Here is a 26235-nt window from a genome sequence, read left to right on the forward strand (position 1 = left end):
CTGCGCGACTCCGTGCGTGGCGCGCTACCAGGCGAGGCGCGAGGTGCTGCGGGAGGCGGCGCGGGCGGCCACGGCGCGCACGCGGGCGTGCAGCTCGCGCGAGGCCTCGGCGGCGAGCGGATGCACGCTGCGCCCGTTCTGCGACACCAGTTGCCCGCCCACGTAGACCTGTTTGAGATTGCGCAGGCTCATCGCGAAGGCGTAGTGCGCGTGCACGTCCCAGACAGGGCCGGTGTCGGGCGCGGTGGGGTCGACCACCAGGAAGTCGGCGAACTTGCCCACCTCGAGCGACCCGATCCGTTCGTCGACGCCGAGGGCTTCCGCCGAACCGAGCGTGTGCATGCGCAGCATCTCGCGCGGGCTCAGGATGCCGGCGTCCTGATGCACGGCGCGCTGGGTGTACACGCCGATCCGCACGTTCTGGAAGGGGTCGGACACGTCGGTGCAGGACTGGTCGTCGAGCCCCACGCCGATCGGCAGGCCGAGCTCGCGGTAGCGCGGGATGTCGGCCACGCCCGATCCGAGTCGCCCGTTCGACGTGGGCTGCCACACCATGCCGGCCCCCTTCTCGGCGGCGATGCGGGACATCTCGGCATCCGGATGCACGAAATGGCCGAACAGGAAACCGGGCCTGATCGCGCCCGCCTCCTCGTACCAGCGGAACTTCTCGCGCTGCTGATCGAGGGCCTCGCTCGTCTCGAGGAAGTGGGCCTGGTTGCCGATGCCGTGCGCATCCATCGCCCGCACCTCGTCGTGCGCGAGCTGTGACGTGGCCGACCACTGCACCGCCCCGAACACGGAGGCGCCGAGGTCGAGCGGAGCGGGCACGGTCTGCTTCACGTGGTCGACGGCCCGCGCGAACACCTCGAAGGCCTCCTCGGCCGGCTGGAACTCGCTGTCGAGCCGGATCGCGTTCATGGTGCGCAGCCCGGCATCGCGCGCGGCGTCGATCTGCCGCAGCAGATACTCCTCGGGCCGGATCGCGAAGATCTCGCGGGTGTCGGTGACGGCGTCGTACTTGCCCACCACGCGCGAATCGGTGAAGTTGTAGGCGCTCGTCACGCCGTTGCCGAGAAAGTCGAGGCAGCCGTGCAGCGTGAACCAGTAGACGTCGTCGGCGTCGGCCGCCGAGATGAAGGTGCTCTGCTCGCCCACCCAGCCGTAGAGCGGTTCGCCGGGGGTCATGCCGCGCATGCCCGAGGTGAACAGGTGGCTGTGGGCCGAGACGAAGCCGGGAGCCACGAAGGCGCCGTGGACGTCGAGGACGCGGCCGGCTGCGCCGGAGCCGCCCGATCCGGTCGAGCCCCCGCCTCGTGGCGGCTCGCCCTCGCCCAGCCCGGTGATCCGCCCGTCGGCGCCCACGGTCATCCATCCGCGGAACCAGTCGCTCCCGTCGGCCATCGGGATGATCACGGCGTCGACGATGGTGAGGGCGGTGGGGGCATCGGTCATTTCGCCATTTTCCCGGGTGGACGTTGCGGTGAGATTGCCGTGGCGTTTCCGGCGATCGTCGTTCGGGCCGCGCCCTTCTCCGAGGCCGATATTCTGGACAGGGCCCCGCCCGCAGGCGGCCCGCCCGCGCTTCCAGCCGATGAGGACCCATGACCCTTTCCGACGAACCCCGCTCCGACCTGCCCTTCGAGGTGCCGGGGGCGATCGTGGTCGACCAGCCGAAAGCGGTACCGGCCCCGCGCGTGGTGCTGGTGCGGCACGGCGAGACCGAGTGGAGCGTCACCGGGCAGCACACGGGGCGCACCGACATCCCGCTCACCGCTGGCGGCGAGGAGCAGGCGCGCGCCGTGGGCCGCGTGCTCGCCGGCAAGAAGTTCGGCCTGGTGCTGACCAGCCCGCGGCAGCGCGCCACCGCCACCGCCGAGATCGCCGGGTTCGGGGCTCAGGCCGAGGTCGATCCCGACCTGGCCGAGTGGGACTACGGAGCCTACGAGGGTCTGACCAGCCCGCAGATCGCCGAGCGTTTCGGCGAGCCGTGGAACCTCTGGGAGGACGGGGTCGAAACGGATGCCGCGGGTCGCGGCGAGCAGGCCGCCGACCTCCTGCGCCGCAACACCGCGATCATCGAGCGAGTGCGCCGCACCCTCAACGGCGGCGACGACGTGCTGCTGTTCTCCCACGGGCATTTCCTCCGCACCCTCGCGGTCACCTGGATGGGACTGCCGATCCGTGCCGGCGAACTCGTCGTGCTCGACACGGCGTCGATCAGTGTGCTCGGTTTCGAGCACGGCAACCAGGTGCTCCGCAGCTGGAACCGCACCCCCTGGACCGAGTAGCCCCTCTTCATCGGGTGACGCGGTGCTGGGCGATCAGCTCCGCGCTCTGCGACAGGGCGATCTCGCCGCGGGCGACGCCGAGCACCAGATCGAACGCGTCGTCGGTGGCGAAGTCGTGCTGAAAGCCGTTGATCCAGAGGGTCAGCACCATCGCTGTCCAGCCCGTGCGCTTGTTTCCGTCGAGGAGTGCGTGATTCCGCACGACGGATTCCAGCAGCGCGGCGCATTTGAGTTCGAGCGATGCATACGTCTCGACGCCGGCGAACTCGGACGACGGTCGGGCGAGCGCGGATTCGAGAAGGCCGAGATCGCGCACCACGAAGCCGAAACGCTCGACGAGCTGCAGCGCGTCCTCGAGGTTCAGGTATTCGGTCACGCGTCTTCGAGGCGGGTGAGCAGCTCGGCATCGTGCGACTGCACGAAGTCGAGACCGTCGTCGATCGCCCGGCGGCGCGTGTGACGGCGCACGATCAGCTCAGCACCCTGCAGCAAGAGCGCGCTCTTCGAAACGTGTTCGGCCTCGGCGACGCGGGCGAGTTCACGATCGAGCTCTTCGGGAATGCGGAGGTTGACGGCCATATCGCATGGTACCAGTCCGGTACCGTTCCCCGGGAGCGATTCCGCGAAAGCCCGGCGGGCGCGGCATAGTTAACACGCTGAACGGCGTCTCACCTTCTCGCTTCATCCCCAGGAGAACTCTGTGCCCACTGACCCGCTCCATCCCCCGGTCATCACCTCGGCCGACGCCGCCGTCGACGCGCTCGCCGGCCTCGCCGAGGGGTTCGCGAGCGTCGCAGCGGAGCGCGATCGCGAGGGAACCGCGCCGTTCGCCGAGGTCGCCGCGCTGCGGGCCACGGGAATCCTCCCCGCCCTCGTCTCCCGCGACTTCGGCGGCGGCGGGCTCGATTGGCGCACCGTGTTCACGGCGCTGCGGCCCGTCATCCGGGCGGATGCCGGGCTCGGCCACGTCTTCGCCTACCACTTCGTGAACTCCTGGCGGCTGCAGCTGAACGAGCGGCAGGACGTCATCGACGGGCTGCAGCGCGGCCTGGCCGCCAACCACTGGTTCTGGGGCGGCGCCGGCAACCCGCGCGATGCAGGGCTCGAGCTCACGCCGGCCGACGGCGGCTTCACCGTCTCGGGCCGCAAGTTCTTCGCCACCGGCGCGCAGGTCTCCGAGCGCATCACCGCGAGCGGCACCCGCGTCGACACCGGCGAGAAGCTCGCCATCATCATCGACGCCACCCAGCCCACGGTCGTGCACCACGACGACTGGGACAACATCGGCCAGCGCCTCTCGGCCTCCGGATCGGTGTCGTTCCACGCGGCATCGGTTCCGGATGCGCACGTGCTCGGCTTCGGCGAGCAGTCCGGCCCGAGATACCGGCCGTTCGCGTCGCTCTCGATCCTGCTGTTCCAGCTGGCGCTCGACCACATCCATGTCGGTCTGGCCGAGGGGGCGCTCGCCGCAGCGGCGTCCTACGTCGCGACGACGACGAAGCCGTGGTCGACCAGCGGAGTGGATCGTGCGGTCGACGACCCGTACATCCGGGAGCTGATCGGCGATCTCACCTCGGCCACGCGGGCGGCGGATGCGCTCACCTGGCGGGCGACTGACGCGTTGGTCGCGGCGGCCGACCGCCGTTGGGACCTCACCGACGCCGAGCGCGGCGAGGTGGCGGTCGAGGTCGCGGCGGCGAAGGTGGTGAGCACGAAGACGGTGCTCGACGTGACGTCGCGGCTGTTCGAACTCACCGGCGCCCGGGCCACCGGCACGTCGTACGGCTTCGACCGCTTCTGGCGCAACGCCCGCACCATCACGTTGCACGACCCGGTCGCCTACAAGGCGCAGGAGGTCGGCGACCACGCTCTGCAGGGCCTGTTCCCGACCCCGTCGGGATACAGCTGAGGACGGTTGCGAAGGCGCGACCGGGGTCTTTCGCCGGTTACTCCATCGCCAGGAGCCGCCTGGCCTGCCGTGCGTCGAAGGCAGACCCGTCGCCGATGTCGAGGAAGTAGTCGCCCTGCCACCTCTGGGACTGTCGCGCTTGCGGATTGGCGGTCGCCGACCACGGCGGATAGACCCGGAAACCGCGCTTTCCGCCGACACCGCCGACCGACACTATTCCCTGGCCGACAAGGGCTGCCTTCGGGAACGCGAAGACACCGAATCGGGAGCCTTCGCGCACGGAGACCAGCAGTATGTCGATGGTGTCTTCGGCGGTGAAGGGCTTCGTCGATCCGTCGGGCGCCCGACTCCACACGGTGACGAACAGCCCGACCTTCTTCGGAGTCGGCTTTCCGACCCGGAACCGAACCGACAGGCGCCCGACCTGCGAAAGCACGGCACCGTATTCGGCATTGTCGACCTCTGCCGCGCCCAGCGAGAAACCGGCGCCGAGGCCACCGAGCACACGGCTGACGACAGCGACATCCGGATGCACCAGACCAGCGGCCACAGCAACTCCCAACCGAGATCGACCCACCCAAACTATCGGACGGCCGATCTGCGCCGCGTCTGCCGTTCTGGCCACCGGCAACGAGAGCCGTGCCGCGGCCGCGACGTCGCTGCGTCGTGACCGCGGCCGGTTCGGCTCAGTAGGCAGCGTTCGTGACCGAGAACCGCCCGTTCGCCTGCAGCAGCCGGGAGAGGTAGGAGTAGGCCGCGAACTGGGCCACCTGCTCTTCCCGGCCGTCGTAGCTGTTCTCCCCGCTGTCGAGGTAGGTATGCCCGTCGGCGAAGCGCGCCTGCTGGTTCAGGATCTTCTGCGCGTGGATCGGCGCCCAGTAGGCACCGCCCTGAGTGAGGCCCGCATCCAGCGCCCCGTACAGTGACGGGATGGTGGCGGCGAAGACATCCGTGATCAAGAAGTTGATCCGGTTCGCATTGCCCCAGTCGTTGCCCATCGGATAGTAGATGTCGGTGTAGTCGGTCGCGCCGGTCGCCGTTCCGGCGTAGACCTTGCCGCCGGGCGCGTTGATCTGGTGCGTGACGGTCGAATCGACGTCGTACTGCGCCGGCTTCGGGCCCGCCGTCCAGGTCTGGTTGACGATCGAACCGTAGAAGGCCGGAAAGCCGCGCAGGTCGGCGTAGGGCACGGACTTGCCCGCGAGCGCCTGGTCGACGGCGCCGAACAGCACCAGCGACGGGAACGTCTGGTATTCCGGATGCACGATCCCATGGTTCACGACCGTGCCGTCGTTGAAGGCGTTCGACCCGGTGACCCACACGTCGAGGCGCTTGCCGTTCACGATCTTCGGGCCGTTCGTCGCGTCGACGTCGGCCGGTCGCGCCACCGCGGCCAGGGAGAGCTGGAGGCGCTTGTCCATCCACGTGGCGTAGTTCGCGTGATTGGGCATCATGGCGGTCGCGAGCTGCAGGATGTTGTTGTCCCACGCCACCTCTTCGGCCTTGGTGTCGCCCGCCGAGAGCACGGTGCCCGCGAGGTTGCGGTAGTACGGCGGGTTCCAGGTGAGGTAGCGGTTGGCCTCGGCCTCCACCATCGTTCGCACGTAACCGCGCTCGGTGCTGCCGAGGGAGTCCCAGATCAGCCAGGCGGCCGTGCCCGCCGCGTTCGCCCAGAGCGACGACTGCCAGCCGTTGCTGCCCGGCCACGCGGGAGCGGAGCTGGTGCCCCATCCGCCGGCCGTGACCGAGTAGTGGCGGTAGGCGAGGGAGCCCACGAGCCGCACCACGATCGCCGTCGCGTCGGCGGTCGACACTCCGGTGGCGACCGGGTCGTAGGAGCCGAAGCGCAACGCCGTCGCGAGCGCCATCGCCTCGGCCGCTGAGGGACGGATGTTGCTCTCCGCCGTTCCGCCGAAGCTCAGATAGGCGCTCGCCGACTGGGCGTCGAAGTTCTTGGTGGTGTTCCACCAGGTCGTCACCGCGTACTCGTTCGAGTTCGTCAGCATCTGCTTCAGCTGCAGGGTGAGGGCATCCGTCGGAATGCTGCTCACGATGCTCGCCGAGATGGGAACGACCTGGTTGTCGAACGCCAGGGCGGGCGATGCCGTGCCGAAGGTCACCGCCAGGGTCGCGCTGACGGCGACGGCGGCGAGCACTCTACGTCGTCGCCGGGGATTCTCGATCGTCATGATTGTCTTCTCCTTCCAGGCGCAGCTCACCGTCGAGCTGTGCGGGCTTCGTGAGCGTGTCGAGCAGGACCTCGAGGATGAGTCGCTGCCCGGCGACTGTGGGGTGCACTCCGTCGGGGAGGAGGAGGGCGGCGCGCGTCGTCGTCGCGTGGTCGAGGAACACCCGATGCACGTCGACCAGAATCGTGGCCTGTTGCCGAACGGCCTCGGCGATCGCCGCGACGTCGGTCTCGCGCCAGGTGATGCGTTCGCTGTGGAACGGCACCCAGGCATCCGCATCCGCTTCGATCACGGGCGGCGGGGTCATCGACACCAGCGTCGCGCCGGTCTCGGCGGCCACCAGTTCGGCGAGCAGCGCGAGGTTGCGCCGGGTCTCGCCGATCGACTGCATCTGCACCCGGGCGGCGCCGTGCCGGCGGGCGTCGTTCGTGCCCAGCAGTTGGATGACCCAGTCGGGCCCGAGGGCGATCAGGCGGTCGATGCGGGCGATCGCCTCCTGCGTGGTATGACCGGTGATGCCGGCGTTCACCACACGGATGCCGTCATCCGGCCGGTGCCGATCGAGGTAGGCCTGCAGCTGGTGGGCCCAGGAGAGCGAGTCGTCGGTGATCGAATCGCCGAGCGCCACCACCACCTCGCCCGGGCGGAAGGGCAGCCGGGAGGCCGCGTCCGGGGACAGGCCGCTCACAGCCGAGTGCACCTCGCGGGCGAACTCGGCCCGGTAGCCGTGCAGGGCGGCCTCGTCGGTGCCGGCCATCGCCGCCTCGAGACCCACCAGGTCGGCGGGGAGGAGGCCGGTGCGCTGCAGCACCGGGTACTTGTCGGGGTGCAGGAACCGGGCCGTGAACTTGTGGGGGTCGCGCAGCTCGTCGGCGACGGGATCGGTCGCATCCACGGCATCGGCATCGGTGGCGGTTTCAGGGGCGGTCATCGAAGGAGTTCCTCTCGTGTCGGCGGATGCGGGGACGCGGGCGCGCATCACGCCGAGCGCACGGCGAACCGCCGCTTGCGGCGCAGGTGGTCGACCGCGACGGCCGTGACGAGGATGACGCCGGTGGCCACGTTCTGCCATTGGGGGTTCGTGTTGGTGAGCGCGAGGGTGTTGTTGATGACCGCGAAGAGCAGGGCGCCGAGCGCGGTTCCGGCGATGGTGCCCACGCCGCCGAACAGGCTGGTGCCCCCGATGATGACGGCGGCCAGCACCTGGAAGGCGAAGCCCGTTCCACCGGCGCCCGGATCGGCCGTCGCCACGCGAGCGGCGAGCAGAACGCCGCAGAGACCGGCGACCACGGCGCTGATCACATAGAGCGAGACGTTCATCTGCGCAGCACGGATGCCGTTCGCCCGGGCCGCGGGAGCGCTGCCGCCGAATGCCCGGATGTTGTAGCCGAACACGGTGTGCGCCAGCACGACGTGGGCCAGCACGCCGATGATGACGGCGTAGAAGACGAGCAGGGGGATGCCGAAGAGGTTGAGCTGGCCGAGGTCGGTGAAGGCGGCCGGAAAGCCGAAGCGCGGGGTTCCGCCGGTGACCACGATCACGATGCCGCTCGCGGCGAAGAGCATGCCGAGGGTGGCGATGAAGGGCGGAACGCCCACCCAGGTGATGAGCGAGGCGTTGATGAGGCCCAGCATTCCGCACACCACGAGCGCCAGCAGGATGGCGAGCGGCCACGGCACGCCGGCGTTCATCGCGATGCCCGCGGCCACGCCCCCGACAGCGAACACCGACCCGATCGAGAGGTCGAGCCCGCCGCCCACCAGCACGAGCGTGGCTGCGCTGGCGCCGATGAAGTAGAGCGCGCTGGAGCGCAGGATCTCGACGATGTTCGACGGCATCAACGCCTGAGGATTCGCGGCCTGGGCCACCACGAGCAGCACGACGATGATGAGGATGATGCCCAGCTGCTGGGCGCCGGCGATGCGGCGCACGATGTTCTTCACGAAGCGGACTCGCTTTCTGGGGAGGGAAGGGGGCCCGGAAGCACCGGGCCCCCGGAGGAGCTACTTCGCGGGCAGGTTGCTGATGTCGTAGAAGGTGCTGGTGGTGGGGATGAAGTCGGGCAGCGTCTCGCCCTCGGAGAGCTTCTTGACGGCCTCGACCGACTTGGTGCCCGACTCGCACCAGCCCTGTTCGCCGACGCCGAGGAGCGAGCCGTCCTCGATCACGGCGCGGTGGTCGGCTGTGAGGTCGTTGGCCACGACGTTGATGGTGCCCGTGGCGCCGCGCTCCTTCACCGCCGTGATGGCTGCCGCCACCGAGGTTCCCTCGATCGGGAAGAGGGCGGTGATCTCCGGATGCGCGGTCAGCATGTTGCTGAAGAGTTCCGGCGCCTTGGTCGGGTCGCCGTTCGTGTAGTCGCTCGCCACGACCGTCATGTCGGGGAAGTGCTCCGCGGCGTAGTCGGTGAAGCCCGTGATCTCGTCGACGTGCGGGGTGGTGCTGGCCGATCCGGAGAGGATGCCGACCTTCGCGGCCGGGTCGGTGGCGCCGAGGCCCTCCGCGATGAGGGCGCCGAGCTGCTTGGAGTCGGTGCCCACCTGGGTCTGCTGCCCGATGCTCGGGGCTCCGGCGTTCTGGGCCACCACGTAGATGCCGGCATCGCGGGCCTGCTGGATGACGGGGGTGAACAGCTCGGGGATCGTCGGGAAGACGACCAGCGCATCCGTGCCGTTCGCGATCGCCTGCGAGATGAGGTCGATGGCGCCCTGGTTGTCGACCGCGCTGCCCGCGGTGCCGACCTCGACCGGCTTCCAGCCGTTGGCCTTCGCCGCCTCTTCGAAGCACTGCCCGACGTCGTCGAAGGAGGGATAGAAGGGAGCGGGGTTCACGTAGGTGATGGTCTTGACCTCGCGGAGGTCGCCGGTGGGAGTCGAACTCGCGGCGACGGAGCCGCCCGAGAGCGCGCTGCATCCGCTGAGGGAGGCGGTGATCGCGGCGATCGCGAGCGTCGCCAGAGCGGCGCGGCGGGGGGTGATGGGAGACATTCTGTGGGTGACCTCTCTGTCGGGGAATGCGTGACCAGGTGTTTTCGGGTTGGGGTGTTTCGGGCTTCAGGCGGTGAGGCGGTCGCCGGTGATGGCGCCCGTGATCAGGCCGATGATCTCGTCGCGCGTCGTGTCGGTGCGCCGGCGAACCCCGGCGACCTCGCCGAGTCGCATCACCTGGATGCTGTCGGCGAGTTCGAACACGAGCGACATGTCGTGGCTCACGACGATCACCGCGTTGCCGCGTTCGCGGAGGGTGCGGATCATGTCGGCGGCCTGGGCGGTCTCGCGCACACCGAGGGCGGCGGTGGGCTCGTCGAGCAGCACCACCTGACCGCCGGTGCGCATCGCGCGGGCGATCGCCACGATCTGCCGCTGGCCGCCCGAGAGCATGCCGATCTCGGTGCGCACCGAGGCGACCGAGACGCCGAGCTCGTCGAGAAAGGCGCGGGCCTCGCGTTCCATGGCCTTGCGGCGCACGAAGGGGCCGCGGCGGGGGTACTGGCCGATGAACATGTTGGTCGCGACATCCAGAACCTCGATGAGCGCGAGATCCTGGAACACGGTGGCGATGCCGGCGGCCCGAGCGGCGGCGGGGTTCGAGAAGGCCTGCTGCTCGCCCTCGACGAGGATCGCACCCTCGTCGGGGCGGTAGACGCCGCTGATGGTGCGGATCAGGCTGGACTTGCCCGCGCCGTTGTCGCCGACGATCGCGAGCACCTCACCGGAGTAGGCCGCGAGGTCGACGCCCTTGAGAGCGGAGACGTGCCCGAAGGTCTTCTTGATGCCGCGGAGTTCCAGAGTGGGCTGGAGCGTGCTCATGCGTGGCCTTTCGGGCTGAGTTCGGCCGCGAGACACGTTCGGGACTGCACATCGACGTGCCACCGCGGTGGGTGATGAGGCTCAGTAAATCCTTCGGGAACAGAAGTTGTCAAGCCGATTTTGGAATGTTCTTCCGTGAGTTAGTTCTCTTACCGAAGCATTTGGCTCGATTTTCGGGCACTCGCCGTGTAGGGTTCCCGATATGAAGACGTTCGGCGACGCGGCTGGCGACGACACCTCGAGCACGCGGTATCGGGTGCTCGCGGCGATCCGTGACGAGGGGTCGCTGAGCCGTGCCGAGCTGGCCCGCACCACCGGTCTTGCCGCTTCGACGATCACCGCTCTGATCAAGTCGCTCACGGCCGAAGGCCTGCTGCTCGAGGCCGACGAGGCGACCGAGGCGCCGGGTCGCACGGGGCCGCGTTCGCGCGAGCTCAGCATCAATCCCGGCTTGGGCGCGGTCGCCGGGATCGACTTCGGCTTCCGCACGGTGCGGGTCTCGATCTGCGACCTCGGAGCGCGGGAGATCGCGTTTCGCGAAGGCCGCCTGGTGGAGCAGTACTCGAGTGAGGAAGGACTGCGGATCGCGCGCGGGCTGTTCGACGACGCCCTGGCGGCCGCCGCGCTCTCGGCGAGCGACATCCTCGCCGCCGGCGTCGCCCTGCCGGGGCCGATCGATTCGGTGCGGCAGCGCGTGATCGGCTCGGCCGTTCTTCCCGGCTGGTCGGAGGCCACGGCGGAATCGATGTCCACCGCGTTCGGCGTCAGCTCCCTGATCGAGAACGACGCGAATCTGGCAGCCCTGGGCGAACACGCTTTCGGCGCCGGGCGGGGAGCGAAGGACTCCCTCACCATCAAGTTCCACAGCGGCATCGGTGCCGGCCTGATCATCGAGAACCGTCTCGTGGTCGGCTCGGGCTCGGGAGAGATCGGTCACTTCCCGGTGTCGGAACACGGTGCCGTGTGCCGGTGCGGCAAGCGCGGATGTCTCGACACCTTCGCCTCCATCCCGGCCCTGCTCGAGGCCGCCGGACCTGCGGGCTCGATCGACCTGCGCACCCTCCTCGGACTCCTGGCCGACGGCGATCCCCGCGCCCGCCGTGTGGTGTCCGACGCAGCGGAACTGGTGGGCGACGCGGCATCGCGGGCCTGTCTGCTGTTCGCTCCGGAACGGGTGATCGTGGTGGGTGCGATGTCGGCGTCGGAGGAGGCCGTGATCGAGCCGATGACGCGTGCCCTGCAGCGCGGGCTGATCCCCGACACCATCGCGCCGCCGCCCGTGGTGCGCGGCTCGCTCGCGGAGCGCTCGACCGTCATGGGAGCCATCGCGCTCGCGCTCACCGCGTCGGGCTGGCTGTCGTCGAGCAGGCGCTGAGCGGCCGAGCCCTTCAGAGAGCAGCGCGGCATCGTCGGCCGATCGCGCACCCGCGCCGGGCCCCGGCCGGCGAGTCGATCAAGGCAGTTGCGGACGCCGCGTGACCACCCGATGGCTTGCCTGCGACGACCGACTCTACGTCGAGTCAGGGATCTCGTGATCTCTCCGGGCAGCCATGATTCCGGCGAAGTGATCGATCGACCAGAGTTCAAGGGCTTTGAGGGGTTCGGTGAGGGTGAGTCCCGCGGCGCTGAGCCGATATTCGACCTTCACCGGCACCTCCGCGGTGACCGTGCGAATGACCAGGCCGTCGCGTTCCAGTGCGCGAAGAGTCTGTGTCAGCATCTTCTGCGAGATGCCATCGACTCGGCGCAGCAGATCGGAGAAGCGAAGCGTCGCGCTGCCGAGAGCGCCGACGATGAGCACCGTCCACCGTCCACCGATCAGGTCGAGGATGCGCCGCGTCGGGCACCCCTGCTGGTAGGGGTCGAGCTCGCCCGGGCCGATCTCACGCATCCCGATACTCCATCCGGTTACCTCGAAGTGCCTTCTTACATTGAGAGAGCAACTCTCCTATGGTTACCAAGGTTGCGCAAGCGAGACGATCGGAAGAAGGACGACCATGACACGAATCACCATCCTCGGGGGAACCGGCTACACCGGTTCCAACATCGCCCGTGAGGCCGCCTCACGCGGGCACGAGGTGACCTCATTCAGCCGAAACCCTCCGGCCGAGACGATCGACGGCATCCGATACCTGACGGGGTCGATCCAGGACGAGCTCGCTGGGTTGGTGGCAGGCGCTGACGTGATCGTCGGGGCGCTTGCACCGCGTGGCGAACTCGAGTCCGAACTGCGTGGACTCTATGCGAGGGCTGCGGAGATCGCCGCTCGTGAGGGCACGCGTATCGGGATCGTGGGTGGCTTCAGCGCCCTCCGCTTGGCACCCGATGCCGTGCGCACGGCATACACCGGAGAAGTGCCCCCTCAGTTCGCAGCGGAAGCCCGAGTGATGGCTGAGGTCATCGACGATCTGACCGAGAGGGCACCCGACGGTCTGGACTGGTTCTACGTCAGCCCGGCCGCCACCTACGGCGCCCACGTGCCAGGAGAGGCCACGGGGGTCTATCGCACCGGTGGGGATGTGGCGATCTTCGACCTTGACGGGCAATCTGCAATCTCGGGAGCCGACTTCGCGCTCGCTGTCGTCGACGAGATCGAAGCCCCTGCGCACACGGGACAGCAATTCGGCGTCGCCTACTGAAACGTCCCGCCGTCAGGATCACTGTCTGATAGTCTTTTCGGCCTGCGCAGCTTCGTGGCTGCGGTCGGTCGGGTGCGGCGATGTCGCATGGTGATCCGAGGTTTGAAGCCTCCAGTTACTCATTTCTTGAGAAGCCTGGAGGCTTTCTTATGTCTACTGCTCTGCGCAGTTCTTCCACTCGTTGGTGGGCACTCGCGATTCTCGCGCTCACCGAATTGGTCGTCGTGCTCGATACGACGATCGTCACCATCGCTCTTCCGCAGGCGCAGCTCGAGATCGGGCTCAGCGATGTGCAGCGGCAGTGGATCGTCACGGCCTATGCCCTCGCGTTCGGCGCACTCCTCCTTCTCGGCGGCCGGATCGCGGACTACTGGGGTCGCAAGCGCACCTTCATGGTCGGCATGATCGGGTTCGGAATCGCCTCTGCCTGGGGTGGCCTGGCGCAGTCGGGGCTCGAGCTGATCATCGCCCGCGGCATCCAGGGCGCTTTCGCGGCCATGCTCGCGCCGGCCGCTCTGGCGATGGTGACGGTGACGTTCGCCCACGGTAAGGAGCGCAACATCGCGTTCGCCATTTTCGGAACCGTTGCCGGAAGCGGCGCCGCTGTCGGCCTCGTGCTCGGAGGAGTGCTCACGGAGTTCGCCTCGTGGCGCTGGTGCCTGCTGGTCAACGTGTTCTTCGTCATCGCCGGCCTCATCGGTGGCGCACTGTTGCTGAAGGAGAGCAAGGCCGACGGCCGCAACCGGTATGACGTCTGGGGCGCAATCACGGTGACCCTGGGCCTTGGTGCCCTGGTCTACGGTTTCACTCTCGCAGAGCACGGTTGGGACTCGATCGACACGATCGGCTTCCTCGCGCTCGGCGCGGGCCTCCTGGCGTTGTTCATCCTGATCGAGTCGAGGATCACGCAGCCCCTCCTCCCGTTGCGTGTCATCGTGAACTCGGTCCGTGGCGGCGCGTTCCTGATTCAGGCGGTCGTTGGCGCGATCATGATCGGCTCGATCCTGTATCTCACCTTCTACTTCCAGATCGTGCTCGGCATGAGCCCCCTCATCTCCGGTCTCGCGAACGTCGCGATGACCGCCACGATCCTCCTCAGCAGCCCGTTCGCGACGAAAGCCCTCAACCGGTTCGGCCCTCGCCCGCTGATGATCCTGGGCCCACTGTTCTGCGCGGCAGGCCTGTTCTCCTTCATGGGCATCACCCCCGACGGCAACTACTTCACCCAGGTTCTCCCCGGCCTCATTCTGCTCGGAATCGGATTCGCCCAGTTGTTCGTGCCCCTGCAGAACCTCGCTCTGATCGGCGTCGACCCCGAAGACGCCGGCGTCGCCTCCGGCACCATCAACTCGACCTTCCACATCGGCGGGTCGATCGGCCTGGCCGTGTTCACCGCGCTCTACGCCGGCACCGTCACCAGCGCCCTCGATGACGGCGCGGATCAGCACACGGCCTTCACCGACGGCTACATTTCGGCGTTCATCGCCTCCGGCATCGCGATGATCCTCGCGTCCGTGATCGCGTTCTTCCTCATCCGCGGCAAGAAGGACGACCTCATGCCCACCTGGGACGAAGACGATGCAGCCGCGTACGCCCACTGACCGTTGAGTGGGCCGCGGAGGCTCGGACCGACACGGTCCGAGCCTCCGCGGCATCGCACTCCACCTCGTCAGGCTCCTCAAACGTGCTCGCGGGTTCGATCAGTGAGGGGTCGGCTGGGTCGCCATCTCCCGGCGAACGGCACGACACCCGCCGGCGGTATCCTCGGGCGCATGAGCACGCGCGAGAGGGCCCGGATGTGGGCGGGGCGGCATCCGGTCGGCGCGGGGGTCGGCGCGATGGTGCTCTGGCAGGCGGTGGTCTACGGGCTCGGCGTGACACCCGATCTCGCCCTGCAGCCGGACTGGTTCCCCGGCCTCGGCGCCTTCCTCGTGAACGCGATCGGCGCTCTCGTGCTCCTCGGGATCGGCGCCGTATTCGGAGTGCTGCGCTCGGGGGGCGTCACCACGGTGGGCCGGCCCCGGCGGTGGCTCTGGCTGCTCCCATTGCTCGCTCTGATGCTGGTCTACCTCGTGCCGGGCATCGCGGGCACTCCAGCCGCCCTCCTCAGCAGCGCTCTCGTGATGCTCAGCGTCGGCGTCTCCGAAGAGCTCGCTGCGCGCGGGGTCGCGCTGCAACTGGCACGCCCGGTGGGCGATCACGCGGCGGCCTGGATCATCGGGGGCGTATTCGGGCTCGGCCACATCGGCAACGCCCTGCTGTTCGGGGCGAACCTCGACGACACGCTGTGGCAGATCCTCACCTCGGCCGCCTTCGGATTCTGCCTCGGCGCCGCCCACTTCGTCGTGGGATCAATCTGGCCGCTCGCGCTGCTGCACGCGGCCGACGACTGGATGCAGATCAACTCGCCCGGGGCGGCACCGTTCTGGTTCCAGGTGCTGATGATCGCGGTCTACGTCGGGTACGGCTACCTGCTGCTGCGCGTGAACCGGAACGGTCCGGACGCGGGATGCCACGGCGCTCGTGCAGGCCGGCGCTCCGGCAGGATCGGAACTGGTGTGCCCACCGAGCCGCACTTACGTCAAGTGGGATCTGGGCGACCTCGTGGTCAACGCGGCGATCGACCCGATCGTCTACACGGTCGACATCCTGGCGACCGCCCGCAACGCGGTGTACACCAACACCACGCTCGTGAGCTCGCCGCAGGACCCGTCGCCCGCCTCCGTGCGCGACGACGAGGCGCAGATCCAGCTGGTTCTGCCCACCGGTGTCAAGATCGACAAGTCGACGCCGCGTCCGCTGGTCGAGATCAACCCCGACGGCGTGCAGACGCCGCGAACGTTGACCTGGACGGTGGACTTCGCCAACATCGACTCCCCGGTCGAGGTGTCGGATGTCGACGTGATCGACGTGCTGCCGGCCAACGGCATCGGCACGACGAGCTTCGCGGGTGACCTCACCTTCACCTCGGCCACGATCGCGGCGGGAACGGGCATCACCATGCTCTACACCGCAGCCGACCCGGCCGGCCTGAACGCCGACCCCGACCACGCATCGAACGGTGCGACGGGCGCCACGGTGTGGTGTGACGCGATCAGCGGAGGAGCAGTGGTGTCCGGCAACGGCACCGCCGCCGACTGCCCGGCCGCGGCAGCCGATGTGACCGGACTGCGATTCCTGCGGCCCGGCGCCTTCGTGCCGGCGGACCAGCTGTCGATCGACATCCTGATGACGCCGACCGACAACGATGGCGGCGACATCTACGAGAACACGACCTCCGGCCGTGCTCAGGGTGTCACCCAGGCTGTGGGCCCTGCGTCGCGTGAGATCAGGATCATCGAATCGTCGATCGGCGACTTCGTGTGGGAAGACCTCGACGCTGACGGAATCCAGGATGCCGGCGAACCCGGCGTCGCAGGCTTCCCCGTGAAGCTGGTCGGTGTGGATCTCGACGGCAACCCCGTCAGCCTCACCACCACGACCGGAGCCGACGGGAAATACTCCTTCACCGGCCTCGCATCGGGAACCTACCAGGTCACCTTCGACCCGAACGCTCTGACCTCGAACACCACGTTCACGGTGCAGAACGCCGGCGCCGACGACGCGACCGATTCAGACGGCGACATCACCACCGGTGAGACCGCCGAGTTCGCTCTGGCCCCCGATTCGGACGACCCGAACTGGGACCAGGGGCTCGTCATCGATCGGAACGTCAACATCACGATCGACAAGAAGCTCGTCGAGCAGACCGCGATCGATGCGGACCGCAAGGCGACCGTGACCTACGAACTGGTCGTGGCCAACACCGGCACGGCCGAGGGCACGTACGACCTCGGCGACCAGCTGAAGTTCGGCGGCGACATCACGATCGAGCAGGTGACGGCATCCAACACCGCCCCCGGTGACATCGCGATCGACCCGGACTTCGACGGCATCGACAACAAGACGCTGGTCACCGGTCAGTCGATCGGCGGCGGGGAGACCCACCGATACGAGGTCGTGGTCGACACGACAGTCGCGACGACGATCACCCAGGAGCAGGGCGACTGCACGCTGACCGACTCGGAGCACGGCACCGGTTACCTCAACGAGGCCCAGCTCACGGTCGATGCCACCACCGTCATCGACACGGCCTGCGGCGAGGTTCCTCCGGCAGAACCGCAGGAACCGCCGACCGCACCCACGGGCGGCGGTGAGCACCCGTCCGGGCTCGCCAGCACCGGCGGAGCCGGCCTCTGGCTGACCCTGATCGGCGCGCTCGGCCTCCTCGCGGGCGCTGTGCTGCTGATCATCCGCCGCACCCGCCGGGCGTAACACACCCGCACCACCACCGAGAGTGGGGGGAAGAGCCACCGGCTCTTCCCCCCACTCTGGGTTAATCCTGGTATGCATTTCTCCGCCCTTTGTTCGCGAGCGCAGCCGATGAAGCAACAGTGGAGTTTTGGGAACGTTTCCCCCGTGGGCACGGACGACGGGATCAGCCGCCCATCGTCCGAGGAGAGGCTATGCAACGACGTCGAGACCCCCGTGCGCGCAGAACGGCGGGCCGGTGAGAGATCACGACACGGCGTCGGATCAGGAGCTGATCGATGCCACCCGGAACGGCGACCGCGCCGCATTCGCCGTGCTCTGGTCGCGGCACTCCGGCGCCGCACTGACCGTCGCACGCTCCTTCACCTCGTTGGACGCCGACGACGTGGTCGCCGAAGCGTTCTCCCGCATCTACGCCACCATCCGCAACGGCGCCGGCCCCACGGCCGGATTCCGCCCCTACCTGTTCACCACCGTCCGGAACGTCGCCGCGAAATGGGGGCGCCGAGCCGCGACGGTCAACCTCGACGACATCGAGACGTTGGAGTCGCCGTCTACGACCGAGTCCGAGATGCTCGAAGCGCTCGACCGCACCACCACCGCGCACGCCTTCAAATCGCTGCCCACCCGCTGGCAAGAGGTGCTCTGGTACACCGAAGTCGAGGGGCTGCCTCCTCGGCAGGTCGGCCTGCTGCTCGGGATGAAACCGAACTCGATCTCGGCGCTTGCGATCCGCGCCCGGGAAGGACTCCGCCAGGCCTGGATCAAGGAACATCTCGCCTCCACCGGCACGGAACCCGAATGCACCCGTACCATCGAACGGCTGCCCGCCTACGCGCGCGGAACACTCGGCAGCCGCCCCACCCAGCAGGTGCAGGATCATCTGGCAGGCTGCACACGCTGCCAGATCGTGGCCGAGGAAGCGACCGACATCAGCTCCCGCCTCGCGCTGATCCTCCTGCCCCTCGCCGCCGGAGTCGCCGGAGCGACCGCCTACGCCGCCTCGCTGCACCCTGCCGGTGCTGTGGCCGCCGGTTCCGCTGCCGCGACCGTGCCACTGTCTGCGACGATGGTGTCGACATCCTCGACACCGGGGGCGTCGTCAGGAGGCGGGCTGGGAGCCGGCACGACCCTCACCGCCGGTCTGATCGGCGCAGGAGCCCTCGTCCTCGCGGGCGTCGGCGTATCCGTCGCGCTCCTGCTCGGCCCGGCAGCCATGCCCCCCGGCGCCCCGCAAGCCGGCACCGGTGCTTCCGACGGGTCCGCACAGCCCGACGCACCGATCGACGCTCCCAGCACAACCGCCCCTGAACCGAGACCGAGTACCGCACCCACCCCGGTGCCCCCACCGACATCCGAACCGGAACCGTCACCGGAACCGACGACACCTGCCCTGCCACCGCCCGGTCAGAATCAACCCGCGCGGCCGGCAGCGACACCCTCGCCCACCGCAACACCCACGCCCACGCCCACGCCCACGCCAGAACCGCTACCGGCTCCGTCGATCGCAGCGCCGGCCGGCCCCACCGAGGTATTCCCCGAACTCGCCGGCACCGCGCAAGCCCACGCCGTCATCACCATCACCCGTGTGCCGGTCCACGACGAACCCGGCGTGGTCGACGGAGAAGCCTCCACCTGGACGACAGTCGCGAACTCCTCAGGCCTGTGGACGGCCACGCTCACCGGAATCCGGCCCGGCAGCTCGGAGATCGTGGCGACTCAGACCAATCCCGACGGCATCCTCTCCACCACCACTGAACGCATCCGAGTGTTCCTGGAACCTGCACCGTCGGCACGGATCGCCGAGGTGATCCCACATTTCCTCTACACGATCACCGTCGACGGGCAACGCGGGAAAGTGTTCCGGTTCGAGCACGGGCCCTGGTCAAGCGAACCCCTCCCCCTGGATGCCACCGGCCGCTGGGAGGCCGAGAGTCCGGTCCTCCTGCAGAACCCAGCAGGACTGATCGTCCGTTACGTCAACGGCGACAAGATCGGCGCACCCGCACCCGTCATGCAACCAACGGGTCCCTGAGCCCCGCGCCGACACATCACGTTCACCCCGAAAGCCACCCACCACCGGCTACCTCCGCACCGAGCTGGCGCCGTACCGTGAGTACGCGGCCCACAACCCCAAATGTGCCCGCAAAGCGCCCCGCGGCCCCGATCCCCCCAATCGCGACCAGTCGCGGGGCGCATCACTCCAGCTCACGACGGAAGCCATCCTCAATACAGCCCGACCGAGGTTCCAGCGCCACCTCCTCTACTCGGCTACCGCGAATGACGCGGTCTCCGGTGGATCCCGGAAAGGCACGAACCAAGAATTGAAGTCGAGGTTCACCGCCCCGCCGGACAGGATCGGGCCCTCGAGGGTGTCGTCGTCGGAGTAGAGGAGTTCGTGATCGTCGTCCTCGAACAGGATGCCTTCGAGGTTCTCCCGGCAATGCGGGTCCACATCGAGTTCGTAGGTGTCGATCAGGACGCCCACCCGGTCTAGGAGGAGCACGGTGCCCAGCGCCTCGGCGACCGTTGCCGGGCCCGGAATCGATCCGGCAGGCCATACAGCGCCATCGTCGCTTCGCCCCTCCTAACAACCAGTCCCCGAACGGGCCCGGGCGACTATCTGCTCGACCTATTCATGTCCGGCTATTCGCGTTCGGCGGTGCCAGTGGATGCCGCGGAACGGCTCGCCGGGGGACGACAACGGGCCGCAGGGCGCGTGCGTGAAGCGAACGGCCTTCTACCTGCACCATCTCAACGTCTTCGACTTGGCTCAGGAAGTGCTCCCTAGGAGATCTCCTCTTCGAGAATGTGGAGAACACTCGGCATGCCTTCGCCAACCATCTTGCCCGAGCCGGGATTCATCGACGCTCGAGGAGCCCGTGAAGGGTAGTGTTGACGATCGCAACCGCGCGAGCGCGCGTGTCAGTCGGCGACTCGTCTGCGTAGGCGGCTTGAAGCGCTTCGAACAACGCAGCGCCCGTGAGAACCCGCGCGGCCACTGCCGGATCCGCGGCTGCATCGACTCGCCCCGCGGACACTTCTCGTTCGATGTACTGCTGCACGATCAGGGCCGGCACCTGAGGTCCACCGCCGGTCGTGCCGGCGCTGGCTCGGTGTGCAGCACGCAGGGATGCGCTGCCGAGCATCGATGCGGCGATGGGAAAGCTCTCCCGATAGAACGCGACGAGCTCAGCCACCAGGGTCGTGAGGTTGTCAGCGAACGAGCCCTCGCCGACCAGAGCTTCCGGTGAGCTCAGTCGCGGCATGCGCTCTTTCAGCACCGCCGTGAAGATGTGCTGCTTGTCGCTGAAGTACTTGTAGAGCAAAGCCTCGGAGCATCCTGCCGCTCGGGCAATCTCGCGCGTCGTAGTCTCCACCAGACCTTTCGTCCGCATGACCTCGGCGGCCGCATCGAGAATCCGCTCTCGTGCACTCATCCGATTGCTCCCTCAAGTTGACAGGCCATGTCCTACACAACGATCCTAGTGGTTAGTAAACGTTCACTCACCGAAAGGCCACCTACGATGTCATTCATCGAAGTGCTTCGCTACGCGCTGATCTTCATCCACATCATCGGCTTGGCGGCCGTCATCGGCTCCTACATCCTTCAGATGCCATGGAAGCGCGGGTTCGACTTCCGCCCGTTGCTGATCGGATCGATCGTCGCCCTCGTCAGCGGACTAGCTCTAGTCGCCGTGCGCGAGGTTGGTGACCTCGGCGTCGACACATGGAAGATCATCACCAAGCTGATCATCGCAGTACTGGTTCTCACTCTCTCGGCCGTCGGCCTCGGAATGTCGCGCACATTCCGACGGATCGAGAGAGACGATGCACCCTTGAAACCGCTCATGCTGGGTTCCGGAATCGCCGCGATGGTCAATGTCGCCATCGCCCTTTTCTGGCGATAGGTTCCCCGCAATCGAATGCGATAGGACGAATTCCGATCGCAGATTCGCGCCCAGAGACCGGGCGGGCGGACCTCGCCTCCCGCGGCCCAGCATCTGAGTGATCGGGTCGGGGCCCGTATCGGTTGCGTCGGTGAGCTGGCTGAGGGCGGAGGTGCCGACATCGGCCGCGAAGGCAAAGATGTCGGCGTAGTGGCCGTAGAAGGTCGTCTGGTGCACTCCCGCCTTCTCGACGATTTCATTGATGGTGATCTCGGGCAAGGCTTTGGCTTGCGCGAGAGAGATCAGCGCGGCAGTGAGAGCTGCGTGGGTGCGGGTGCTGCGCGGGTCGACGGAAATGGCACTCGGGCGTTCCACCCGGGCCGGGTGTTGGGCTCGGTAGTCTGACGGTTGAGCATCCATTTCGTCTATCTATCCGGTGAGGTAGCCATGCTCGCCGGGATCGGACTCGGGGCCCCCGAATCGTGTGCCGATTCTCGGGCCGCGGCGATGCCGGCGTTGACATACACGTCGTTCACCCATTGACCCGAGGTGATACAACTCCAGGGTCTCCTGCAGTGGCGATCACACGCGTGAGCAGGCGGTTGGGCCCGCGGACGTGAGCGACGTCGAGGTTCTCGATGTTGTGCTGCAGGAGCAGCCCCGGTGCGTGCTCGGTGAGGAACGTGTGCGTTGTCGGGGCTTCCACGTCGACGAAGGGCAGCAAACCAGCCACGCGGAACGTTCGGATACGGCGCGTGGCAATCCACTCGCTGGGCACCTGACCAGGCTCGATGCGTCACGGCGCGAGACCGGCGCCGGCGAGGCGTGTTGTATGGAGGCTTTGCGGCGAAATCCTGCGAGTGTTTCGGCGTAGGCGCCGGCGGCCGCCGTCGCGCCGTAGAGCACGCCGGCGCCAGGCACATCGAATCGGTTGCCCGCCCGAGCGTTGAGGGCGTCGACGGGGTTCAGTCGGGAAAAGCGGAGCGGCGGGTCGGCGCGCTCGACACTGCTGAGCAGGTGGGGCGCTTCGACGGTGGCCGGCTCAGCCGGCACTGATGAAGGCGCGCGCTGCCGCCAGGACATCGCGGACGTGGCCGGCGGCGATCTCTTCCGCAGGCGACTCGTCGTCGTCTGGTGAGCGCGGGCGCGAACTCAGCCGTTTAGAGATACACCAGCGCCCGAAGGCGAGCCAATCAAGCGTTCAGCTTTCGTTCATCACGTCACGTGGACGATGCCGATAACTTTTCGACAGGGAGGGAATCATGAAGCTGCATATGGGATTCTGGGGTATTGGGATTGCCGCCGTTTTGGTGCTATTGCCCACAACCGCTGTAGCTGCAACTGTCGATTCCGGTGAGGTTGAGGATGTCGTAGAGGAGTATGGGGACCTCTACAACATCACCATTTCGGAAGACGCTGTCGAGCCGTCATATCAAGACTTGAATGACGTCGCCGCAACGCTTGGCAGCACATTGGTAGCTGTCAAGTTCGACGGCGATGTAGGGGTTGGGCAAGTTGTACTCGTGGAGGGTGAGACCCTCGAAACGTTTGAGACACACGCAGCCGAGCTGTTCGAAACGGTCAACACGGACGTTCCGCCAATCGTCGGTGGCGTTGTGGAATCCGACCAGCCGATCACCGAAACGACCGTCGAGGCTGATAGCGGTACGTTCGATCTCGAGGCTGTGCCGGAGCCGCAGTCCTCGGCAGACATCGAGCAGGCTCCGCAGGCCGCTTCTGGAGCTTCCGCTGCAGCAGTGGCAAACGACTGGTCACCATATTTCCCCTCGGACTGGCGCGCCGAGGCTTTTAACTTGAACAGGTGCACGTGGCGATACAACGGCGATTGCTGGGAGTGGCTCCAGTTAGCCACGCTGACTCAATCGATCACCTGGTCAGACGATCACTCACCCAGCCTTTGGCCCAGCACCGAGTGGGGGTTCGAATTCGGTGTCGCACTCCGCAACTATAGCTACTGCGACGATGACCCGGACTACTCGCAAGGCTATTGGTTGAACGCTGACCTCTATGAATGGGGAACCAACATGGGCGGGGCGAACGTCTACGCCGACGATAACCGAGCCTTCGATGACTGTGGTGTCCTATCGCACGAGCTCGGAGTTCGGTCACCTCAGAATCTCACCGCGGGTTACCAATACGCGTGGACAATCGCGGCTCCAAGAAATCCTGACAGACCGGATACCTCATACTCGGCACAGTTCCAGGCCGTTCACGATGACTGCATCGGCGACTGGGGCAACTACGCCGACTGCATGGGGCTCAACCAGAACGTCACCTGGCCATTCGGTGGCGATCAGTCTGAGACCGTGATCAACATCGACCGCGGATTCCTCTTCCCCAAGTGTTCACGCATGCACGACAAGTGGAGTGCCCCGCGGCAGTGGTCTAATGGTGGCGCGATCTTGATGCCCGCACCACTCAACTATTACGACACGTGCTTCTCAAATGACTGGTAGAGGAGCTATCAGCGGCGGATTGCTGACCGCCGGGCTGGTACTCGTCATTTCCGGATGTGCCGGGCAGGCTACAGCGTCGCCAGGCGATTGGGTCCTGGACGCACGGCCTTCGCAGTCGAGCGACTCTGGGGGAGGTTTGTTCCCACTCGCGCTGGCGGCAAATGGTGATGGCGGTATTTGGGGTCGGTCGGGACAGACCTGGGTCCACGTCAACGAGGTGGGCGACATCGACGCCCGCCTGAATTACGACCCTCTGCCATCCCCGTGGGAAACTCGCTCGTTCGACGTGATTCAGGGTGACGATCTGATTGTCACCAGCACCTGGGCGAACGGTGACATCATGGGTGATCTGCTTCGGATCAGTCTCGACACAGGATCCAGCACCACCATCCTGCACGAGGAAAATGCAATGGGTGGCGTCGCGATCGACGGAGAGAGCATCGCCTACGTCTCGTACGACGCGGACTCGACTCAATTCAGTGTCAAGCGCATGGACCCTGGCTCGAGCAGCGGCATCGGCCTGGCAACCTTTGCTGGCAACGGCGCCGAAGCCTCGCTTGACGTTGGCCCAACCCACGAGATCTATGTAGCGACTCCCACTGAACGCGCCGTGATCTCACCCGATGGCTCAATAGCCTCCACTCCACAAACCAGCGCCACACCACTGGTGAGCGTGAATGATACGGGTCAAGCCGTTTGGGTGACAGACAAGGAAGAATCCGATGTCCCATACGTGATCTTGAACGCTTCGGATGCGCAACGATCAGTGATTGATGAGCACAGCACCTGCGGTCAGAGCTCTCTCCTGCTGACCACCAATAAGGCAATCGATCAGGGGACGGTGCTGCCATTTCTCTGCGAACCCTTCGGGATTGCGTGGTCGAGTAACTCTGCGTTCACGGTTTCTATCGGCGACGAAGGGAACGCCGCCCTTGTGCGAGCATCTCTCCCGTCACCGCCGGCCAATTGATCGATTCACTACCGATACGAAGTCACCTACTTGATCGGCGGCCAGAGCGATATCCCCGGTTGTCGCCAGAAGAAGTGCGGCACGTGCGCGCGATCGGGGCATCATGGACTACCTTCGCTCGAGCTACATATGGGTCTCGGAAAACGTAGTGCGGCCCGCAGCCCCGGAACGAGGTGATCGAAAAAGTTCCAGAGTTCGACACGGCATCGTCACCGATTCGCCAACGTCCGCGCGGTAACGTTTCTGCGCCGCCGGACACGGAGTGCCGCTCGGAGAGGAATTTCCTTGGCTCTGAAGATGAACGGCTACAAGAACATGACCGTGGAGCTCGACGCAATCCCACTCCGCGGAAGCCATTGATTCACCGGCCTGTCAGCATGCCGATTCGCAGCAACGATGAGCGCGTCCAGTGTCATTGCGGTCGGTACACGTCCGCCCGGTGATCGACCCGCAGGATCTGCACCCGCACGACGTCGTCGTGGATCTCGTAGAGCACCCGGTACGGGCCGCGGCGTGCACTGTAGGTGCCCTCAAGGTCGCGGCCGAGAGGCTTGCCGACCCGGCGCGGGTTCGCGGCAAGGTCGCCGTAGACGAACTCGATGATCGCCGGCACGATCCGCGGCGGAATCCGCTCCAGGTTCCGGGCTGCGGTGGGCGAGAAGATGACGGTGTAGCTCACCGGCCGGAACGTCTCGGCACCCCGAACCGGGCCCGGATCTCATCCTCACCCAAGCCCTCGCCGGCCTGCAGCTCCTGCCGGGCCTGAGCGACGTCCTCGGCGATACCAGGCTGGGACAGCCAATAAACCGTCTCCTGCAGCGACTCCCACTCGCTGACGCCGATGAGCATGGCCACGGGCGCGCCATTGACGGTGATCGCGTACTCCTCATGCGTGGCCTCGGCCGTGTCGACGAGCTCGCTCAGCTTGGCCTTCGCGGCCGAGATTGACAATGTCTGCATGACACCACTATAAACCTAAATAGCGGTTCTGTGCAGACCAAAATTAAGACTAAACAACGCGTGCGCACGTCCAGAGTGGGACGACCCGACGCTCTTGGACCGTGTCGACGTCGACGAAGCCGCAGACCGATGACGGGGGTGGTCGGTGTCACGGTTCGCTGGCTTACGGTGTGTCATGCGACACCTCTGGCTCGACAGATCTCTCGGCCTCGAACTCCTATGCTGAACGGAGAGGTGATCGGCTCACCCGCACCCCGATCATCACGCAATCCACGGGGCTCTGAACCCCCGATCGACCTGCCGAGTTCACCCCTAAAGGCACCCATCGCCCCCTTCCACGCGATCATGAGGGCACCGTACGGTGAAGACCGCGGTGCACAACCCCATGTGCCCGCACAGCGCCCCGCGACTGTCCGAATCCCCCATCGCGACCCGTCGCGGGGCGCGCCGCTTCCCCTCATGAAGGGTTCCGCTCCCGGCCCGGGCATGATGGGGTGGGAGAGGGCCGAACCGTCGGCCGCGAAGGAGCATGAGCGCATGAGCGAAGAGCTGGGAGACGACCCCCGTCCATTCGGCGAGGCGGACGAGATCGTGACGAACGACGCCGTGGGCGGCGAGACGGTCTGGCCCGGTGCCGGAGACGGCAACGACGGCCCGACGGGCGGCTCGCCCGGTGAGGGCGAACCCGACTGGGAGCACTACGCCCCCGAGCGCAGCGGCCCCGATGAGTCGCAGCCCTTCGGCGACAAGGCCCCTGACGATCTGCGCGTCACCGACGACTAGATTCGGGGG

The 26235-nt window shown here is 67.0% G+C and carries 26 protein-coding genes and 1 pseudogene; 12 read left to right on the forward strand and 15 right to left on the reverse strand.

Annotated elements, in window-relative coordinates:
* Positions 1-24: 24 nt before the first annotated feature.
* Positions 25-1452, reverse strand: coding sequence for an amidohydrolase family protein (locus BLW00_RS02910; RefSeq protein ID WP_092548910.1), 1428 nt, complete (start codon positions 1450-1452; stop codon positions 25-27).
* Between the two features lie 149 nt (positions 1453-1601).
* Between BLW00_RS02910 and BLW00_RS02915 the strand changes: the two genes are divergently transcribed.
* The gene (locus BLW00_RS02915) at positions 1602-2288 is read left to right on the forward strand and encodes a histidine phosphatase family protein (RefSeq protein WP_092548913.1); all 687 of its coding nucleotides are present in this window, start codon (positions 1602-1604) and stop codon (positions 2286-2288) included.
* 7 nt (positions 2289-2295) lie between these two features.
* On the opposite strand, the gene BLW00_RS02920 is transcribed toward BLW00_RS02915, so the two are convergent.
* A complete protein-coding gene (locus tag BLW00_RS02920) occupies positions 2296-2664 on the reverse strand; it encodes a type II toxin-antitoxin system death-on-curing family toxin (protein ID WP_092548916.1) in 369 nt (122 codons plus the stop codon).
* Positions 2661-2867, reverse strand: coding sequence for a hypothetical protein (locus BLW00_RS02925; protein WP_092548919.1), 207 nt, complete (start codon positions 2865-2867; stop codon positions 2661-2663). The genes BLW00_RS02920 and BLW00_RS02925 overlap by 4 nt, the downstream gene beginning before the upstream one ends.
* 121 nt (positions 2868-2988) lie before the next feature.
* On the opposite strand from BLW00_RS02925, the gene BLW00_RS02930 reads away from it, so the two are divergent.
* Positions 2989-4197, forward strand: coding sequence for an acyl-CoA dehydrogenase family protein (locus BLW00_RS02930; protein ID WP_217634272.1), 1209 nt, complete (start codon positions 2989-2991; stop codon positions 4195-4197).
* 37 nt (positions 4198-4234) lie between these two features.
* Here BLW00_RS02930 and BLW00_RS02935 read toward each other — a convergent pair whose 3' ends face one another.
* The 6 genes from BLW00_RS02935 to BLW00_RS02960 form a co-directional block, all read right to left on the reverse strand.
* Positions 4235-4747, reverse strand: coding sequence for a MepB family protein (locus BLW00_RS02935; protein WP_092548922.1), 513 nt, complete (start codon positions 4745-4747; stop codon positions 4235-4237).
* A 136-nt stretch (positions 4748-4883) separates the two neighbouring features.
* On the reverse strand, positions 4884-6386 hold the full coding sequence (locus BLW00_RS02940; protein ID WP_139256594.1) for a hypothetical protein: 1503 nt from the start codon (positions 6384-6386) through the stop codon (positions 4884-4886).
* Positions 6355-7317 carry an SGNH/GDSL hydrolase family protein gene (locus BLW00_RS02945; RefSeq protein WP_092548928.1) on the reverse strand — a complete coding sequence of 321 codons (963 nt, stop codon included), beginning with the start codon at positions 7315-7317 and terminating at the stop codon, positions 6355-6357. The genes BLW00_RS02940 and BLW00_RS02945 overlap by 32 nt, the downstream gene beginning before the upstream one ends.
* 47 nt (positions 7318-7364) lie before the next feature.
* The gene (locus BLW00_RS02950) at positions 7365-8330 is read right to left on the reverse strand and encodes an ABC transporter permease (RefSeq protein WP_092548931.1); all 966 of its coding nucleotides are present in this window, start codon (positions 8328-8330) and stop codon (positions 7365-7367) included.
* 60 nt (positions 8331-8390) lie between these two features.
* A complete protein-coding gene (locus BLW00_RS02955; RefSeq protein ID WP_092548934.1) occupies positions 8391-9374 on the reverse strand; it encodes a sugar ABC transporter substrate-binding protein in 984 nt (327 codons plus the stop codon).
* A gap of 66 nt (positions 9375-9440) precedes the next feature.
* Positions 9441-10196, reverse strand: coding sequence for an ATP-binding cassette domain-containing protein (locus tag BLW00_RS02960; RefSeq protein ID WP_092548937.1), 756 nt, complete (start codon positions 10194-10196; stop codon positions 9441-9443).
* Between the two features lie 202 nt (positions 10197-10398).
* Between BLW00_RS02960 and BLW00_RS02965 the strand changes: the two genes are divergently transcribed.
* A complete protein-coding gene (locus tag BLW00_RS02965; RefSeq protein ID WP_092548940.1) occupies positions 10399-11571 on the forward strand; it encodes an ROK family transcriptional regulator in 1173 nt (390 codons plus the stop codon).
* Positions 11572-11706: 135 nt separating this feature from the next.
* On the opposite strand, the gene BLW00_RS02970 is transcribed toward BLW00_RS02965, so the two are convergent.
* Positions 11707-12087: a winged helix-turn-helix transcriptional regulator gene (locus tag BLW00_RS02970; protein WP_092548943.1), complete on the reverse strand. Its 381-nt coding sequence runs from the start codon at positions 12085-12087 to the stop codon at positions 11707-11709.
* A 106-nt stretch (positions 12088-12193) separates the two neighbouring features.
* On the opposite strand from BLW00_RS02970, the gene BLW00_RS02975 reads away from it, so the two are divergent.
* The 5 genes and pseudogenes from BLW00_RS02975 to BLW00_RS02995 all read left to right on the forward strand — a co-directional run bounded on the left by BLW00_RS02975 (position 12194) and on the right by BLW00_RS02995 (position 19181).
* On the forward strand, positions 12194-12835 hold the full coding sequence (locus BLW00_RS02975) for an NAD(P)-dependent oxidoreductase (RefSeq protein ID WP_092548946.1): 642 nt from the start codon (positions 12194-12196) through the stop codon (positions 12833-12835).
* A 149-nt stretch (positions 12836-12984) separates the two neighbouring features.
* The gene (locus BLW00_RS02980) at positions 12985-14436 is read left to right on the forward strand and encodes an MFS transporter (protein ID WP_092548949.1); all 1452 of its coding nucleotides are present in this window, start codon (positions 12985-12987) and stop codon (positions 14434-14436) included.
* 522 nt (positions 14437-14958) lie between these two features.
* Positions 14959-15171: pseudogene (locus BLW00_RS24350) on the forward strand (CPBP family glutamic-type intramembrane protease); the annotation flags it as partial.
* A 220-nt stretch (positions 15172-15391) separates the two neighbouring features.
* The gene (locus BLW00_RS02990) at positions 15392-17149 is read left to right on the forward strand and encodes an SdrD B-like domain-containing protein (protein WP_245741225.1); all 1758 of its coding nucleotides are present in this window, start codon (positions 15392-15394) and stop codon (positions 17147-17149) included.
* 235 nt (positions 17150-17384) lie between these two features.
* A complete protein-coding gene (locus BLW00_RS02995; RefSeq protein WP_175494106.1) occupies positions 17385-19181 on the forward strand; it encodes a sigma-70 family RNA polymerase sigma factor in 1797 nt (598 codons plus the stop codon).
* Positions 19182-19409: 228 nt separating this feature from the next.
* Here the strand turns inward: BLW00_RS02995 and BLW00_RS03000 are convergent, their stop codons facing one another.
* Complete coding sequence (locus tag BLW00_RS03000) at positions 19410-19652, reverse strand: hypothetical protein (RefSeq protein WP_139256598.1); 243 nt, start codon at positions 19650-19652, stop codon at positions 19410-19412.
* Positions 19653-20007: 355 nt separating this feature from the next.
* Positions 20008-20586, reverse strand: a complete 579-nt coding sequence (locus BLW00_RS03005; RefSeq protein WP_092548964.1) for a TetR/AcrR family transcriptional regulator — start codon at positions 20584-20586, stop codon at positions 20008-20010.
* A gap of 87 nt (positions 20587-20673) precedes the next feature.
* On the opposite strand from BLW00_RS03005, the gene BLW00_RS23305 reads away from it, so the two are divergent.
* The gene (locus BLW00_RS23305; RefSeq protein WP_092548967.1) at positions 20674-21057 is read left to right on the forward strand and encodes a hypothetical protein; all 384 of its coding nucleotides are present in this window, start codon (positions 20674-20676) and stop codon (positions 21055-21057) included.
* A gap of 561 nt (positions 21058-21618) precedes the next feature.
* Here the strand turns inward: BLW00_RS23305 and BLW00_RS24355 are convergent.
* Complete coding sequence (locus BLW00_RS24355; protein ID WP_139256601.1) at positions 21619-22119, reverse strand: RES domain-containing protein; 501 nt, start codon at positions 22117-22119, stop codon at positions 21619-21621.
* A 179-nt stretch (positions 22120-22298) separates the two neighbouring features.
* Here BLW00_RS24355 and BLW00_RS03020 point away from each other — a divergent pair, with 179 nt between their 5' ends.
* Positions 22299-23513, forward strand: coding sequence for a hypothetical protein (locus BLW00_RS03020; RefSeq protein WP_092548973.1), 1215 nt, complete (start codon positions 22299-22301; stop codon positions 23511-23513).
* A 217-nt stretch (positions 23514-23730) separates the two neighbouring features.
* Positions 23731-24483 (forward strand): hypothetical protein, encoded by a 753-nt coding sequence (locus tag BLW00_RS03025; protein WP_092548976.1) that lies wholly within the window; start codon positions 23731-23733, stop codon positions 24481-24483.
* Positions 24484-24895: 412 nt separating this feature from the next.
* On the opposite strand, the gene BLW00_RS03030 is transcribed toward BLW00_RS03025, so the two are convergent.
* Together BLW00_RS03030 and BLW00_RS03035 are read right to left on the reverse strand one after the other, a co-directional pair.
* On the reverse strand, positions 24896-25162 hold the full coding sequence (locus tag BLW00_RS03030; RefSeq protein ID WP_092548980.1) for a type II toxin-antitoxin system RelE family toxin: 267 nt from the start codon (positions 25160-25162) through the stop codon (positions 24896-24898).
* Positions 25159-25443 carry a type II toxin-antitoxin system Phd/YefM family antitoxin gene (locus tag BLW00_RS03035; RefSeq protein ID WP_092548983.1) on the reverse strand — a complete coding sequence of 95 codons (285 nt, stop codon included), beginning with the start codon at positions 25441-25443 and terminating at the stop codon, positions 25159-25161. Before BLW00_RS03035 ends, BLW00_RS03030 begins: the two co-directional genes overlap by 4 nt.
* A 537-nt stretch (positions 25444-25980) precedes the next feature.
* On the opposite strand from BLW00_RS03035, the gene BLW00_RS03040 reads away from it, so the two are divergent.
* Positions 25981-26226: a hypothetical protein gene (locus BLW00_RS03040; protein ID WP_139256602.1), complete on the forward strand. Its 246-nt coding sequence runs from the start codon at positions 25981-25983 to the stop codon at positions 26224-26226.
* Positions 26227-26235 lie beyond the last annotated feature (9 nt).

Source organism: Herbiconiux ginsengi (assembly GCF_900107435.1).
Taxonomy (GTDB): Bacteria; Actinomycetota; Actinomycetes; order Actinomycetales; family Microbacteriaceae; genus Herbiconiux; species Herbiconiux ginsengi.